This window comes from Paenibacillus sp. H1-7 (assembly GCF_022354825.1).
GTDB lineage: Bacteria > Bacillota > Bacilli > Paenibacillales > NBRC-103111 > Paenibacillus_S.
Genome location: NZ_CP031168.1, coordinates 183,585 through 198,941, shown reverse-complemented (window position 1 = coordinate 198,941; position 15,357 = coordinate 183,585). Strand labels below are relative to the sequence as shown.

General features: G+C 55.0%; 18 protein-coding genes. 8 read left to right on the top strand and 10 right to left on the bottom strand.

Features of this window, described 5'->3' with window-relative positions:
- Positions 1–90: 90 nt before the first annotated feature.
- The 7 genes from DVH26_RS00935 to DVH26_RS00905 form a co-directional block, all read right to left on the bottom strand.
- Entirely contained in the window at positions 91–639 is a 549-nt protein-coding gene (locus DVH26_RS00935; protein ID WP_239630736.1) for a glutathione peroxidase, read from the bottom strand.
- Between the two features lie 3 nt (positions 640–642).
- Positions 643–1,092: a MarR family winged helix-turn-helix transcriptional regulator gene (locus DVH26_RS00930; protein ID WP_239630735.1), complete on the bottom strand. Its 450-nt coding sequence runs from the start codon at positions 1,090–1,092 to the stop codon at positions 643–645.
- 477 nt (positions 1,093–1,569) lie between these two features.
- A complete protein-coding gene (locus DVH26_RS00925) occupies positions 1,570–2,544 on the bottom strand; it encodes an aldo/keto reductase (RefSeq protein ID WP_239630734.1) in 975 nt (324 codons plus the stop codon).
- A 35-nt stretch (positions 2,545–2,579) separates the two neighbouring features.
- On the bottom strand, positions 2,580–2,966 hold the full coding sequence (locus DVH26_RS00920; protein ID WP_239630733.1) for a ribosomal maturation YjgA family protein: 387 nt from the start codon (positions 2,964–2,966) through the stop codon (positions 2,580–2,582).
- Between the two features lie 79 nt (positions 2,967–3,045).
- Positions 3,046–3,474, bottom strand: a complete 429-nt coding sequence (locus tag DVH26_RS00915; protein ID WP_239630732.1) for a hypothetical protein — start codon at positions 3,472–3,474, stop codon at positions 3,046–3,048.
- A gap of 40 nt (positions 3,475–3,514) precedes the next feature.
- Positions 3,515–3,670, bottom strand: coding sequence for a hypothetical protein (locus DVH26_RS00910; RefSeq protein ID WP_239630731.1), 156 nt, complete (start codon positions 3,668–3,670; stop codon positions 3,515–3,517).
- A 196-nt stretch (positions 3,671–3,866) separates the two neighbouring features.
- Entirely contained in the window at positions 3,867–4,220 is a 354-nt protein-coding gene (locus tag DVH26_RS00905; protein WP_239630730.1) for a hypothetical protein, read from the bottom strand.
- A gap of 80 nt (positions 4,221–4,300) precedes the next feature.
- Between DVH26_RS00905 and DVH26_RS00900 the strand changes: the two genes are divergently transcribed.
- Positions 4,301–5,008, top strand: coding sequence for a GNAT family N-acetyltransferase (locus tag DVH26_RS00900; RefSeq protein ID WP_239630729.1), 708 nt, complete (start codon positions 4,301–4,303; stop codon positions 5,006–5,008).
- Here the strand turns inward: DVH26_RS00900 and DVH26_RS00895 are convergent.
- Both DVH26_RS00895 and DVH26_RS00890 read right to left on the bottom strand, forming a co-directional pair.
- Positions 4,986–5,405, bottom strand: a complete 420-nt coding sequence (locus DVH26_RS00895) for an Rrf2 family transcriptional regulator (protein WP_239630728.1) — start codon at positions 5,403–5,405, stop codon at positions 4,986–4,988. The genes DVH26_RS00900 and DVH26_RS00895 overlap by 23 nt on opposite strands.
- A gap of 140 nt (positions 5,406–5,545) precedes the next feature.
- The gene (locus DVH26_RS00890; RefSeq protein WP_239630727.1) at positions 5,546–6,544 is read right to left on the bottom strand and encodes a hypothetical protein; all 999 of its coding nucleotides are present in this window, start codon (positions 6,542–6,544) and stop codon (positions 5,546–5,548) included.
- A gap of 104 nt (positions 6,545–6,648) precedes the next feature.
- Between DVH26_RS00890 and DVH26_RS00885 the strand changes: the two genes are divergently transcribed.
- From DVH26_RS00885 to DVH26_RS00875, 3 genes are read left to right on the top strand one after another with little or no spacing between them, the layout of a single operon-like run.
- Complete coding sequence (locus tag DVH26_RS00885; RefSeq protein WP_239630726.1) at positions 6,649–7,098, top strand: MarR family winged helix-turn-helix transcriptional regulator; 450 nt, start codon at positions 6,649–6,651, stop codon at positions 7,096–7,098.
- Positions 7,099–7,127: 29 nt separating this feature from the next.
- Positions 7,128–8,894, top strand: a complete 1,767-nt coding sequence (locus tag DVH26_RS00880) for an ABC transporter ATP-binding protein (RefSeq protein ID WP_239630725.1) — start codon at positions 7,128–7,130, stop codon at positions 8,892–8,894.
- A complete protein-coding gene (locus DVH26_RS00875) occupies positions 8,887–10,764 on the top strand; it encodes an ABC transporter ATP-binding protein (protein ID WP_239630724.1) in 1,878 nt (625 codons plus the stop codon). Before DVH26_RS00880 ends, DVH26_RS00875 begins: the two co-directional genes overlap by 8 nt.
- On the opposite strand, the gene DVH26_RS00870 is transcribed toward DVH26_RS00875, so the two are convergent.
- On the bottom strand, positions 10,761–11,003 hold the full coding sequence (locus DVH26_RS00870; protein WP_239630723.1) for a hypothetical protein: 243 nt from the start codon (positions 11,001–11,003) through the stop codon (positions 10,761–10,763). The two genes, DVH26_RS00875 and DVH26_RS00870, sit on opposite strands and share 4 nt — an antisense overlap.
- Before the next feature lie 232 nt (positions 11,004–11,235).
- Between DVH26_RS00870 and DVH26_RS00865 the strand changes: the two genes are divergently transcribed.
- The 4 genes from DVH26_RS00865 (at position 11,236) to DVH26_RS00850 (ending at position 15,344) form a co-directional block, all read left to right on the top strand.
- Entirely contained in the window at positions 11,236–12,519 is a 1,284-nt protein-coding gene (locus DVH26_RS00865; protein WP_239630722.1) for a tetratricopeptide repeat protein, read from the top strand.
- Entirely contained in the window at positions 12,509–13,480 is a 972-nt protein-coding gene (locus DVH26_RS00860; RefSeq protein WP_239630721.1) for a glycosyltransferase, read from the top strand. The genes DVH26_RS00865 and DVH26_RS00860 overlap by 11 nt, the downstream gene beginning before the upstream one ends.
- Before the next feature lie 4 nt (positions 13,481–13,484).
- Positions 13,485–14,714, top strand: coding sequence for a glycosyltransferase family 4 protein (locus DVH26_RS00855; protein WP_239630720.1), 1,230 nt, complete (start codon positions 13,485–13,487; stop codon positions 14,712–14,714).
- Positions 14,715–14,966: 252 nt separating this feature from the next.
- A complete protein-coding gene (locus DVH26_RS00850) occupies positions 14,967–15,344 on the top strand; it encodes a VOC family protein (protein ID WP_239630719.1) in 378 nt (125 codons plus the stop codon).
- Positions 15,345–15,357: the final 13 nt, after the last annotated feature.

The following is a 15,357-nucleotide window of genomic DNA, read 5'->3' as shown; positions in this document are numbered from 1 at the left end:
TGCCCGCGAACGATTTGAAAAAAACCAAAAAGGACTGCACCGAAACGATCGTCGCCGATCGCCCGGACAGCCCTTGCTTCCAAAGATGAATTATTTTAATAATGCCTCGATCGTCGGTTCCATATCCAGCGGCTCTGCCGTCGGCTCGAACCGTCCGACAACGTTGCCCTCCCGGTCGATGACGAACTTGGTGAAGTTCCATTTCACATCGTCTCCGAGCAGCAGCTCCGGATGCTTCTCTTGCAAGAAGGCATGAAGAAGCTTGCCGCTGGAATTTGTAAGATCAAACCCTTCGAACGGAGCCTGCTCCGTCAAGTAGCGGAATACGGGATGGGCGTCCCGGCCGCGTACATCGGTTTTTTCGAACAAAGGGAACTTCACGCCGTAGTTGATTTGGCAGAACGACTCTACCTCTTCATGGCTGCCCGGCTCCTGCTCGTTGAACTGGTTGCACGGGAAGCCGAGAATTTCCAGGCCTTGTTCCTTGTATCGGTCGTACAGCTTTTGCAGGTCGCTGTATTGCGGCGTAAATCCGCATTTGCTCGCGGTGTTAACAATGACCAGCACCTTCCCTTTATAGTCGTCGAGCTGCACTTCTTTGCCTTGAATCGTCGTTGCTTGGATATTATAAATAGACATGGTTCATTCCTCCGTATTTTTGTGATGGATGTTGTGCAGCAGACCGGTCAGCTTCTCCCGCCACTCAGCCAGCTCCTCTGTGTTCAGACCCATATTGCAAAATACTTTGCGCGGGATCTCGTAGGCCTGCTCCTTCAATTGCGAGCCCTGCTCCGTCAATTCGATCAATACATTGCGCTCATCCTTGCTGTCGCGTACCCTGCGGATCAGCTGCATTTGCTCCAACCGCTTCAGCAGCGGCGTCAATGTGCCTGAATCCAGGTACAGACGGCTTCCGAGCTCCTTCACCGTTACGCGGTCCGTCTCCCAAAGCACCAGCAGCGTTACATATTGGGTATACGTAAGGCCCAGCTCCTCCAGATGCGGGCGATACATCTTCGTAATCTCCCGGGAGCAGGCATATACGGCAAAGCACAGCTGATTGTCCAGCTTTAACAGTTCGTCCTTGTCCATCTGCACCTCCGTTATTAATTTTGCAAAATTTAATTGTGCACAATTTATTTATGGGTTAACAATATCACTATTGATATGACGTGTCAACAGCTGCTTCACATTGCCGCTCTGCAACGCTGGAAGGAGCCTGGCAAGCTCAGCGTTTACTGATCTATCGCTCTTCTTGAGCTCTTCTGTTTATGTTTGATCCTCTGATAGCCTGGTCATACGAGAAAACCTCTATCAAGGCCTTTCAAAGGTAGGCACGGCAGGTTTTATTGCCAAATAGAATTTTGCATCATGACCGCGGAATTTTATCAATTCTATTGTGGTTAAAAAAACCGCCCGGGTTCCTTCCCGGACGGTCTCTATACTAAGGCTGTATGCTTCAGGAATGCGGGTCGGGAAATGCAAATACGAACCGCAAAGCGGCTGTTATCTATCAGCACGCCTCTTTGAAGGCAAGCTCCATCTCCGCTCGCTATCTCCGCTAGTTGATCAAGGCAGCCGGTACACTGCGAACGGCTCGCCATACCGGTACGGCCGGCTCAGCTCGTCCAGCGCTTGCCATTGCTGCGGCTCCAGCGTAACGGACAAGCTCTGCAGGTTGTCCGTCAGCTGCTCCACCCGCGTCGCGCCGACGATGACCGTCGACACGACCGGCTGCTGCAGGAGCCACGCCAGCGACAGAGCGCTCGGCGTGCAGCCGGCCTGCTCGGCCATGGAGCCCACGGCCCGGGCCAAGGCAAGCTTGTCTTCAGCGATGAATCGGCTGAAGCTGGGATCCGTTGCGGCCCGCGAGCCCTCCGGGGCCGCATCCGCAGAGCCGTATTTTCCGGTCAATATGCCACCGGCCAACGGAAAATACGGGATGATCCCTACCCCCTGGTCCAGGCACATCGGGACCAGCTCCTGCTCCGGCGTCCGGTCGGCGAGCGAATAGCTGGTTTGTGTGGACACAAACCGGTTCAGCCCGAGCCGGTCGCTGATGCCAAGAGCTTTCATCAGCTCCCAAGCGGCGTAATTGGAAGCGCCGATATACCGCACCTTGCCCGCTCGGACCATATCGTCGAGCGTCCGAAGCGTCTCTTCAAGCGGCGTATCCGGGTCGAACGTATGGATCTGGTACAGATCCACATAGTCCGTCTTGAGCCGCCGCAAGCTGTCCTCCAGCTCCCGCTGAAGATGATAGCGGGATGAGCCCCGCTCGTTCGGTCCTTTGCCGCGGACCAGCCCCGCCTTGGTGGCCAGCACGACCTCATGCCGCCTTCCTTCCAGCGCCAGCCCGATGATCCGCTCCGATTCCGTCTGGGCGTAAATATTCGCCGTATCGATGAAATTAATGCCTTGCTCTATCGCATGATGAACGATCCGGATCGAAGTATCCTGATCGGCCCGCTTGCCGAATGCGTTCGTGCCGAGCCCCATCTCGCTCACTTTCAATCCGCTGTTTCCTAATCGGCGAAATTGCATTGATTCGGTCTCCTCTCGATTCAATTGATTGATTCTCATTGCCGGTTTCGAGCGATCCACCGCTTGTCTATCAGGAACGCGACGGCAATTCCAACGGCATAGCGGGCCAGATCGATCCATAAAAAGCCTCTGCCCAAGATGAGGGAGCCTAGCAACGACGATCTTACCTCTTGGATCCATTCGGCCTGGTACAGCTGGCTGAACTCGATGGCGAAGCTGAATAGCAAGCTCCATCCCGCCGCCTTGCTGAGACTGCTTTTAACAAGCAGAACCCGGAAGCCGAAATAGACCATAGCCGCCCATAGCATATCGCCGGCGTGCTCCGCTATCCAATGCGGCAGCAAGGCCGCTCCCTTTCGCGATCCCAGCCCTAGCGCCATTGTAATTACGACGGCAGCGGCATAGCGTAGTCTGCTGTGCATTAGCATCATCCCAAATCCATAAATTCAACCCATCTTTGACGACGGGAATCGCTTTGTCCATCTCTATTTTCCAAGAATCTCAAGGCTCTTGCAAACTGAGCCTGCTTTCCGTATAGAGAATAAACTCTTTTACCGTCGGCTGAAGCTTGCGGATGTCTTCCTTGCTCATCCCCTGCGTACGGAATCGGAACGAACCGTTAATCGGCTCGACGGTGCCCCCTTTAATCTCCGTGTTGCATAGAACGGGAGGCTTTTCTATGACTCTGGCTTTTAACGGCTCCTCTATGACCGGTTCGACCGAGCGGATGACGATAGGCTTGGCGGTCTTATTCCACAGGCTAACCGTATAGGTCAGCTCGGTCTCCTCCGGCGTCCCCCCCAAGGCTGATGTTACCGATGCAATGACTAGCCCGTCCTCGACCGGCTTTGCCGGGTGCTTATCGCTGCTGCAGCTCATCAAGACTAAAAGAAACAAGCCGCAGACAAAGGTCATACTCCTGATTGCCATGGTCCACCCTAATCCGTCTCTTCTCTCTATCATTTGGTCTTTAGCTGCATACCGCGACGATAAGTTCGTTTCCGAACCCCCGTCCGCGCACTCTTTCTTCATACAATCGGCATGAATCCTCCGGAAGCCCGCCGTATCGGATCCGGCGTTCGAAGCTTTTGGCATTAGGGTGGCCCAGTGTGGCGGAAATGGTCATCGTGGCATCCTCCTTTTATAGCCTCCGCATCCTCGCAGAGGCTGAAAGCTGACCTATGATTTTGTCTATGTTACATTTCGATACATGGCAGGAAATTCCTTTTCCATTCTATTCCCGATTGCTTGGGCATGAAGGCGGAAAGTCTGCGCATAGCAAAAAAAGCAGAGCTAATCCTCTGCTTTCTCTCATACCCTCGCTATTTGGGCCAGAACAGCCGCTGCTTCACAATGGCGTCGGCCAGCTCCGAATCCTTTATCACAATATCCATATCCGGCGCCCTGACGATAAAGCGGCGCTTCCCATGGTCATAGATGACCTCTCCCGACGGAGCAATCTCGTATAGAGGCATTTCACGGCCCGGCACTTTCTTCATCTGATGCAGCAGCACAAACACCTCTCCCCAAAAAGGCAGATCGGGATTGCGGCTGCACTCGGCTATCGTTTGCTTGAACTGCCCGACGAGCGATTCTTTATTGACAAACACAAGGCACCTCATCTCTCCCGGAACATCCATATACAGGGCTTTCCCGCCGCTGTTCTCCGTCTCCATTTCCGAGTTCGTCCCATTTAGTATACAATGAAAGGAGAGTTTATCAAAATACATGACATGAAAAACGAACCGGAGGAGCTATGACCATACGACAAGCGCAGCCTGCGGACGCCCCTTCCGTTGTACGGCTGCTGTTCGATGCCATCAAGGACATCGGCTTTCAGCTCACAGGAGCGGCAACCGAGCAGGAAGTCATCGATCGGCTCACGAATTTTTTCGTGCAGGAAGGGAATCGGTTTAGCAGCAATCAATTTTTAGTGAAAATAGCGGACGGCGAGACAGCCGGCATGATCTTATGCTACCACGGCTCCGACGCCGAAACGATAGACCGCCCGATACTCGATGAGCTGCGGCGCATAACGAACGATCCTACGCTAACCATCGACAAAGAAGCGGACGAGGACGAATATTACATTGACGCTCTCGCCGTATCGCCTGAGTGGGGAGGACGAGGCATCGGCACCGAGCTGATTCAGGCGGCGGAGCAGCATGCACAGCAGCGGGGCTACGGCAAAATCGCCTTAAACGTCGAGCAGTATAACGAGCGGGCTTGCTCGCTTTACAAGAAGCTCGGCTACGTGACGGACAAGGAAACGATTATTAACAAAAAAAACGTATTTTCATATGATAAAAAGCCTCTAAAGGCTGTGGAAACTGCCTCCGGGCTCGCATTTTGCGGGACGGAGGTTTTTTCTCTGCATGCCGCCAGCCCACCGCAGCTCCTGACAAAAATAAAGGGCGCTCCTCCTGTGAGAAAGCCCCCTTTTACTCCGTCATTTGATCGATGATCTGCGCCAAAGTCACTTTATCGAGCTCCTGCTCCATGGCTTGCTGCGCCCGGTGGAACGTGGTTTCCAATGCGCCTTGAATATTGCGTCCTACATGGCACTCGGGATTCGGCTGCTCGTGAATGGCAAACAGCTCTTCCTGCTGATCCGATTGCACCGCACGGTACACTTCGAGCAGTGTAATCCGTTCTTTATCCCGGGCTAACGATGCACCCGCAACGCCGGGATTCGTTATGACGAGCCCCGCCCTGTTCAGCATGCCCATAATCCGGCGGATGACCACAGGATTCGTATTGACGCTTCCGGCTATGAAATCCGACGTTGTGCGCCCGTCTTTATTAATCTCAAGCAGAGACAATATGTGTATGGCAACGGCAAAACGGCTGCTTATCGTCATGAGGCTCATCTTCCTTCGTTAGCTTTAACTTGTAATGATTGTAGTTACAAACAACTGTTTTGTCAACATGGCTCCATGCCCGGTACTGCGCCTTGTTCCCCCTTGAACAGACAGCGTATTGCTCCACCAGCGCCTCTCGTTTACTGCAGGCTGGTAATAAACTGATTGAAGCTATCCGTTTGCTCATTCGGGTCGTACCATACTCCATCGAAGTTTAGCCCTGTGGAGTAGCGGATCTTGTGCCCGTCGGTATAAATATCCATATAAAACAAATAACCGCTCATCGGTTCTTGATGAAAAGACTTCACCAGCTTCATCTCCCTCAGCTTATCGGTAATAGCCCGAATCCGTGATTCCTCCCGCACCTCGAGCAGCATTACAGGTCCGTAACGGATTTCGATTCGGGATACGCTGCGCAGATCATCCTTCACTATTTCCGTCAAAGGAACCCGCGGCTCATCTGTGACAAGACGGTCGTTCATTGAATGAACCCGCAGCTCCACACTGGCATACCGCCTCGGGTCGCCATAGACGACCTTCTCGAACTTGTGTGTCCCAAGCAGCCGGTAGTCGCCATCCAGCGGCACTTCGCCAAGCAGCTCATGCTTATCGTTGTAAAAGGAAAGACTTGCTTTTACCTTCACTTGCTCCGAGTCCGCTATCCCCACTTTTAACTGCCCGGTAACCCGGGTCCGTTCGATCCCCGGAACCGTCGTATCCCGACTGAGCAGCAAATTGCCTGTTTTGAAGCCCCTGACCCGCGGATCGGTAATATCCAGCTTGCCAAAGCTGATGTAAACGAGGCGGTTCTCGCCCTCGGATTCGATGTGGAATCCCATTCTCTCGGTTATCCATCGAGCCGGCTCATCCAATTCTCCATCGTAGCTTATAGGCTGATTATCGTTTCCCAAACCGCTGCTTTCCCCGTCATATTGAAACTTGGCCGGCGTTATCATAGCCTGAACAGGCTGTGCCGCGCTGACCTGTGCCGCTGTCAGGACCGTCATCATCCCGCAAACGAGTACAATAAGACACGCTTTCACCGTGCAGCCCTCCTCTACCGTTTCCAGCATCATACGATTTGACGATTGCCACGGCTTTACCGTTACATAGCCGAATGATTTTTTTACAGGGAACAACCATTTTGCCCCTTTACCCATATTTCAAGAAACGGGTTGACGGTATTGTTGTCACTGTTTTACAATTTATATTAGCCGACTAATTAAATAAAGGAGGAGACCCGGTGCATCGCAGCCAGTTCGAATCGCTCACCCATATGATGTCCCACACCATGAGACTCCACCGCCATACGCTGCACCTGCTGCTTCAGGAGAAAGGAATCGAAGTGTATCCCGGACAGCCTCCTCTCCTGTTCCGCTTGTCGGAGGAGGACGGCCAGAGTCAGAAGGAGCTCGCCAAGAAGCTGCGGATCAAGCCGGCAACCTTGACCGTAATGCTGACGCGCATGGAGAAGACCGGTCTGGTCCAGCGCAAGCCGGACGAACGGGACCAGCGCATTTCCCGCGTCTACTTGACGGAGCAGGGCAATGAGGCGATCCAGGCTGTCAAGGATACAATGCAGGACCTGGAGCTTCGCTGCTTCGAAGATTTCACGCCGGAGGAGAAGCTGCTTCTGCGCCGCTTCCTGCTCCATATGCACGATAACTTGAAAAAGATCGAAGAAACTGTTTAGCCGACAAAATAATTGCGAGGTGCAAGGCTGTGTGGAAATTGATCCGTTTTATAAAGCCTTACTGGAAATCCGCTCTGTTAGCTCCGTTATTGATGCTCATTGAGGTCTACATGGATTTGCTTCAGCCTAAGCTGATGGCGAGCATCGTGAATGAAGGCGTCATGCAGCGGGACTTGGCCCACATTCAACAAACCGGCCTGATCATGATAGGCTTGACGCTTATCGGGCTGCTGGGCGGACTCGGATGTACGGTATTTTCCAGTATCGCTTCCCAGCATTTCGGAGCCGATCTGCGGCAGGAGCTGTTTCAGAAAGTGCAATCGTTTTCTTTTCGCAATCTTGATCAGTTCAAAGCAGGCTCTCTCGTCACAAGGCTGACGAACGATGTGGTGCAAATGCAAACGCTGGTCCAAATGACACTGCGCATTCTGGTCCGCGCCCCGTTTCTCGCTCTCGGGAGCTTGATTATGGCCGTAACGATCAGTTACCGGCTGGCGGCGGTGTTGGCCGTCGTCATTCCGATTTTGTTCCTCGTGCTGTATTTGCTCGTGCGCTATGCCTTTCCTTTGTTCTCCAAGGTGCAGAGCAAGCTGGACAACGTCAATAATGTCATGCAGGAAAATTTGGCCGGCATTCGGGTCGTCAAGGCATTCGTCCGCGCCCGGTTCGAGAACAGCAGGTTCCGCAAGGCTAACGACGACTATACCGATTTCGCGATGAAGGCTACCCGGATTGTCGCGCTGAACATGCCGGTGATGACCTTGATCTTGAACGCAAGCATCGTGGCCGTCCTGTGGTACGGCGGCAATCTCACCTGGGGCGGGTCGCTCGCGGTCGGCGATTTGATCGCGTTCGTCAACTATGTGACGCAGGTGCTGTTCTCCCTGCTAATGGTAGGCATGATGCTGATGTTCGTCTCTCGTGCCAAAGCTTCCGCCGACCGGATCAACGAGGTGCTTGACGTAGAGTCGGAAATTGCCGACGCCGGCAACGCGAAGACCGGCGCCATAAAGGCCGGCGAGGTTGTGTTCGACCGGGTATCGTTCGCATATAACGCCGATGCAGCTACCGGCACCGATACGCTGACCGAGCAAAAGGAGCTTGTTCTCAAGACGATAAACTTCACCGCCAAGCCAGGGCAAACCGTCGCCATTCTCGGCGCTACAGGCTCGGGCAAATCGTCGCTGGTCAGCCTCATCCCCCGTCTATACGATCCGACGAAGGGAAAAATTCTTATTGACGGAACCGACATCCGTCAAATTCCGCTTGACGATCTGCGAAGCCATATCGGCATGGTGCTTCAACAGGCGATCCTATTCACGGGAACGATTCGCGACAACATCCGCTTCGGCAAGCCGGACGCCACTCAGGAGGAGGTCGAAGCGGCGGCGAAGGCCGCTCAGGCGCACGATTTCATCGCCGGAATGCCGGACGGCTACGATACGGTGCTCGGGCAGCGGGGCGTTAACTTGTCCGGCGGGCAAAAGCAGCGGATCTCCATTGCGCGCGCTTTGCTTCTCAGGCCCCCTATTCTTATTCTCGACGACAGCACGAGCGCCGTCGATCTGGGCACCGAATCGCGCATTCAGGCTGCGATCAAGTCGCTCATGCAGGAGAGCACTTGCTTCGTCATCGCCCAGCGGATCTCATCCGTGATGGATGCCGATACGATCATCGTATTGGAAGAAGGCGCCATCGTCGCCGAAGGGACGCACGACCAATTGATCCAGAGCAGTCCGGAATACCGGGACATTTATCATTCCCAGCTAGGAAAGGGGGCGTTGGCCCATGGCTGAGCATAACCGCAATGAATCGCATAGCCAACCGAATGCCGGGATGAGACCGATGGGTCCTCCTATGGGTATGGGCGGCCCGATGGGCGGCGGTCCGGGAGGTCCTGGCCGCGGCATGATGGCCAAGGTGCGCCCCAAGAACACATGGGCGACCCTGAAACGAATGTGGGCCTACTTGAGCCGGCAGCGCGCAGGACTTATATTCGTAGTCCTATTGGCGATACTGAGCTCCGGCTTGGCGCTCATCGGCCCTTATTTAATCGGGCTATCCTTCGACCGGTATATTATCCCGCGCGATTATAACGGGCTTGTAGGGCTGTGTTTGTTACTGCTTGGCGTATATGTCGCCAGTGCCGTGATGAGCTGGATTCAAGCCTACGTGATGACAGGCGTCTCTCAGCGCACCGTCCGGATAATGAGGGAGGATATGTTCTCGCAGATCCAGAAGCTGCCGCTCCGCTTCTTCGACAGCAAGACTCACGGAGAGCTGATGAGCCGGACGACCAACGACATCGAGAACGTATCCAATACGCTCAATCAGAGCGTTACACAGCTGATTTCCAGCGTCATTACGGTCGTAGGCGCCTTGATTTTTATGCTCGGGCTGAACCTGTGGCTGACGCTGCTCAGTCTGGTCACCATCCCGCTCGTTATGTTCATTACGGGCAAAATCGCGAGTAATACCCGGGGCTACTTTTCCGGCCAGCAAAAGCATTTGGGCGAAATCAACGGGTTTATCGAAGAAACCGTATCCGGCCAAAAGGTGGTCAAAGCGTTTCGGCGCGAGCGCAAATCGATCGAGCAGTTCAGCGATATTAATAACAAGCTGCGGGACGTTGGGACGAAAGCGCAAATTTTCAGCGGGATGATCGGGCCGGTCATGAACGTCATCAACAACCTGAGCTTCGCACTGCTTGCCGCCGTCGGGGGCTGGATGGTTATCAACGACATGACGACGATAGGGATCATCGTCAGCTTCCTGAACTACTCCAAGCAGTTCGGCCGTCCGATCAATGAGCTGGCCAACCAGTTCAATATGATTCAATCCGGCGTGGCCGGGGCTGAGCGTGTGTTTGAGATTATGGATACGAAAACCGAGTACGAAGACCGCTCGGAGCAAAAGGCGATTCCCCAGGTCAGAGGGGAAGTCATTTTGGATCGGGTCCATTTTCATTACAATGAAGATGTGCCCGTGTTGAAAAACGTGTCGCTCACGGCCAAGCCGGGCGAAACGATCGCGCTGGTCGGGCCTACCGGTGCCGGCAAAACGACGATCATCAACCTGCTGACCCACTTTTACGATATTCAGCAGGGGACGATTACAATAGACGGGCAGCCGATCGACCGGCTGGACAAAGACGAGCTGCGCCAACAGCTCGGAATCGTGCTTCAGGACGCCTACCTGTTCTCCGATACGATCCGCGAGAACATCCGGTACGGCCGGCTGGACGCCACCGACGAGGAGATCGAAGCCGCCGCCAAGCTGGCGAATGCGGACAGCTTTATCCGCAAGCTGCCGCAAGGCTACGAAACTGTGCTGTCGGCGGAAGGCAGCAACCTGAGCCAAGGGCAGCGGCAGCTGATCACGATAGCGCGGGCGATTCTCGCCGATCCCGCGATCCTTATTCTCGACGAAGCGACCAGCAGCGTCGATACGCGGACCGAGATGCACATTCAGGAAGCGATGAATTCCTTGATGAAGGGACGCACGAGCTTCGTTATCGCACATAGGCTGAGCACGATCCGCGAGGCCGATCAAATTCTCGTCATCAACGGCGGTGAAATCATCGAACGCGGAACGCACCAGCAGCTTCTCGATCAAGGCGGCTTCTATTGCGACTTATACAATAGCCAGTTCAAGCGCGTCGGCTAACGCGCTGTTGCCCTCCCGCTTGGGAAGTTCTTGCGGCAGGCAGCGCAGAGCATAAGCAGCGGTACTTTTGAACCGGCATACAGGTAATCAACAATGGCAATCAACAATGGAAACATAAGCGGCCAACCCTTCACCGTCACTGATAACAGTGCAGCGGAGGGTTTTTTCAATTTTTCCGGCCATTCGATTGCACAAGCTTGAATCCCTTTCCCAGGCTCCCGCTGGTAACTATTGTTCATTACATCTGCTCAAAAGCGGAATGCGCTGGGCAGCCCAACCGGGAAAGGCTAATTGTCATGACTGCCCATGCATGTGTGCCCTTTGCATATGTTTACGCTCAAAATGGCCGCACCGCCGAAGCCGTTTTCCTCTCCGTAGTCGTCACCACACCGCATTCTCCCCATAAGATGGAATGAATGCTTCCGGAGCTATGCCCTATGATCTAGCTGATCAAGGAGGCACAGTTGCCGAATGGAGAGAAGGTATCACATGAGCAGCATACCGGTTGTTATTTTCCCCCACTGCAGTTGGGGGCAGTTTCCTTATCAAAAGCTGGCGGCCGTGTTACAAACCGTTCGCCCCGTTTATTATGTAACCGGATCGGCGCCGGAACCGGTACCATGGCCGGAGGCTTTGCAAGCTGTCACTGTGGACGATGTGCCCGCCATCTTCAACCAACCTGCATTGGTTATCGTCACTCACCCTTATTGGGTCAGGACCGTGGCGGCATTGCGGCCCCACCGTTTGGTCGTGATGCTCCCCCATCTAACCATGGACGAAGAGACGTACTTATGGCAAAAATGCTGGGCTCAGCTCTCGGCTATCGCCGATCTCGTATGCACCGAATCCGAAACGCGTTATTTGGAGCTAAGCCTTCGTACAAGCGCAGCTCTTCTGCTAACCGGCGAAGACCCTTCCGCTTCAGCGACCGTAACGATCGGCACCGAGCAAATACCCTTGCGCGATTACGAGGTGCTGTTCCTGCGGTGCATCGGCGATCTGACGCATGAACAACCAGGCGGCGCGGCGAAGACTGCAGCCGTGCAATGGGTGCTGCGCGAGGACTATTACTCGCTTCTCCGCGAGCAGACGGGCCCGCATGAGACGGTTTCTTTTTTGTTTGCGGTGTATGAATATTTGCTTGGCCGCCCGTCGGCCAAACCCCATCTGATCGAATCGTTCCGGCAAGCCTCCGTAACGGAGGGGTACGGGAGCAGCCTTACGACGCATTACCGGTTTCTGTCGGCCGTCCATGCGCAGAACGATGAGCTGGAAGAAGCGATTCATGTCTATGGCATTACGGCGGTATCGGAGGAAGAGAGGCAGAGCTATGAGCAGCTGTGCCGATGGATGGAGCAAGACCGCCCCGATCTGGCCAAAGCGGAAGTTTTTCGGCTGAATGACGATTACCAAAGTGCTCTGGCAGCGCTCTCGGGAGCATTCGACACGGAAGCCCGACGGTTACGGATGCGTATTTGTCTGGATGCGGGCTGGATGGAGGCGGCGCTCGAATGCTTAACCCCCGAAGAACGGCTCGGTCCCTCCGACGTAAAGGCTCACAAGCTGCTGACGGGAACGGTGATGTCCATGCGCGGCCGGCGGCATGAAGCGATACGACTGTTTTTGGAGGTAGCGTTGAACGAGGAAGAGGCGCTGGCGCATATCGTAGAGATCGATGCGCTGGAAGAAGGACTGGAACGGTTGCAGGACCGGATAAGCGATAGCGGGAATGGAGGAGTGGCCAATGAACGATAACAGCAAGGAAACACCGGAGCCGAAAAAGCAAGATGAACAAGCATGGACTAAGGAAGCGAAACGGGAGCAGGAACACGAGCTACAACACGAACAGGCTCAGTCGAGTGTGCCCCCTCTCCCCGCTGAAGAAAAAACCGGGCCGGACGCGCTTATCAGCAAACCCGGGTCATACGGATGGGAGCCGGTATCAACGGCAGCGGCAAGCCTGCCGAACGGGCGGGCGGTCCGGTCCATGCGCCTGGTGCGCAAGTCGGCCGGAAACAAGCTGACGGCCATGATGCAGGTTCGCAACGAAAGCGGGCGGTATTTGCGGTATGTGCTGGATGAGCTGTGCGGTTTTGTCGACGACATTGTCATTGTCGACGACGCCAGCACCGACGATACCGCAGCCCTATGCCGCTCTTGTCCCAAGGTCGTCAAGCTCGTATCGCTCCCCTCTCCGCTGTTCGATAAAGAGTGGGAGCTGAGGTCGCTTCTCTGGGACACCGCTGTCTCTACGGGGCCGGACTGGCTGCTCTCCGTCGATGCGGACGAATTGTATGAAGAGCGGGCCAAGCGCGCCATGCGGGGGCTTATCGATCAGGACCGGTACGACTGGGTCGGCTTCCGCTTCTATGATATGTGGGGCGGACTTACCCATTACAGGGAGGACGAGTACTGGAACATCCACCGGCGGCATACGGCTACGCTGGTCCGCTACTTCCCCGGCTTCCCTTATATATATCCGCAGCTGAACCATCATGTCCCCAGGCTGCCCGTACCGTTCGGCACGCTGCCCGGGCTGCTTACCGAGTTCAGGGTGAAGCATCTGGGCTGGGCAGGCTCCCTGGAGGACCGGGTACGTAAATATATCCGTTACAAACGGATCGATCCGGACGGCCGGTGGGGGAGCCTGGCACAATACGAGTCGATTCTCGATCTGAATCCGAATCTGGTCGAATGGAAAGAGGAGGCCGAGTAACCCCATGAGCAAAGTCAGCCTGTTTACGCACAGCTTTCTCGACGGCTATAACCGCGATTTGACACGTATCTTCGGCGGCGGTCTCGAACGATATATTTACGACCTGTGCGGAGTCCTTAAAGAAATGGGCTATCGGACGCAGGTGCATCAGCTGTCGTTTTACGAGCCGTTCCAGCGGACCTTCGAGCACATCGACGTGTACGGTCACCCGTTCGATCTGGACCGGATCGGCGACGCCTTCCACCAGATGGCCGAGGTCGCTCAAGGCCCTATTATTTATGCCAGCTGTATTTGGCAGCCGATCCGCTACAAGCCGGGGTCTCTTGGCATTTGCCACGGAATCAACTGGGACCGGCACGATATGCGAAGCGAAGTGAAACGCAGCGTGGCGGAGATCATTCAGCAGGCGGTCCGAAGCCTGGAGCGGATCGTAACGGTTGACTCCCATTTCCAAACATACTGCCGGTCCGTCTGCACGTATGACGATGCCGAACGGATCGAGCTGATTCCGAATGCGGTGGATACGGACTATTTCGTGCCTGCTTCGGAGGTGTCAGGGACGCACAAGCTTGACCTGGAGGAGGCTGGTCACGGCGGCCGTGAGGCAATCGAACGAGCGCAGACCGAACGTGTCCGGGTCCATAAGGATGCCGCACGTGCGCCGGAAACCATCCGCATCCTATATCCCCGAAGGCTTAGTCTTGAGCGGGGCGTCATCCTGATGATGCTGGTTACGGACCGTCTGTTGGCTGCCGACCCGCGGGTCGAGGTAGAGTTTGCAGGCGAGCTGGTGGAGGGCAGCCCTGTCGGCCGGACGTTCCGGATCTGGCATCGTTCCCATCCTCACCGGGATCGCATTTTCCAACACACCTACGATTTCGCGAAAGTCCGGGATGCTTATCATCAAGCCGATATTGCGGTCATCCCTACCCTGTTCTCGGAAGGCACCTCCTATGCATGTCTCGAAGCCATGAGCTGCGGACTGCCCGTTGTCTCGAGCAATGTAGGCGGTCTAAACGACTTGATCATCGACGGCTTCAACGGCTATTTGGTAACGCCTACCGAAGACCGGTTGTATACCGCCCTTCGCAGTCTGGTTGAGGATCCTATGCTGCGCAGGCAGCTCGGCAAGCACGCGCGGATGACGTCGCTCGCCTTCGATAAAGCCCAGTGGAAGCAGCGCTGGCGCCAAGTGCTTGAAGCCTACTTGAGCCCCAAGCTGGAGAATAAGTAGAGCAGAATCAGGCCATAATCCACTACCGAAGAGATCTTCCAATCCGTTCTTGCCTCACGCCTCATTCGATGTCCGTTTTTTACAATTCATTTGGTTCCGAATCGTATATGCTATAGGCGTGCCTTTTCCTGACGTCCGGCGGATGGGCCTGTCCGAACAAATACGGGGCATCACGAAATAGTACGGGACAAGCCTGCTCGATTATGGGAAAATAAGGATACAAAGTTCAATTCCAATCGTGGAGGGATACTAATGGGAGTTCAGTTGGATATGGTCGGCATTGTAGTTCAAGACATGAAGCAGGCGTTGGATTTTTATCGCGCCATGGGACTCGACATCCCCGAGAGCGCTAACGCCGAGCCGCACGTGGAGGTGGCGCAAAACGGCTTCCGCTTGGCCTTTGATACCCAATCGATGATCAAAGACATTTACGGAGGCTGGGTAGAGCCGGCCGGGCACCGGATCGAGCTCGCCTTCCGATGCGACAGCCCGGATGCCGTGAATGAGCTGTACCACAGCATCGTCGACCGCGGCTACGAGGTGCATCGCGAGCCTTGGGACGCGTTCTGGGGGCAGCGCTACGCCATCGTCAAAGATCCTGACGGCAACCTGATCAGTCTGTTTGCCTAACAAAGAAAGGGGC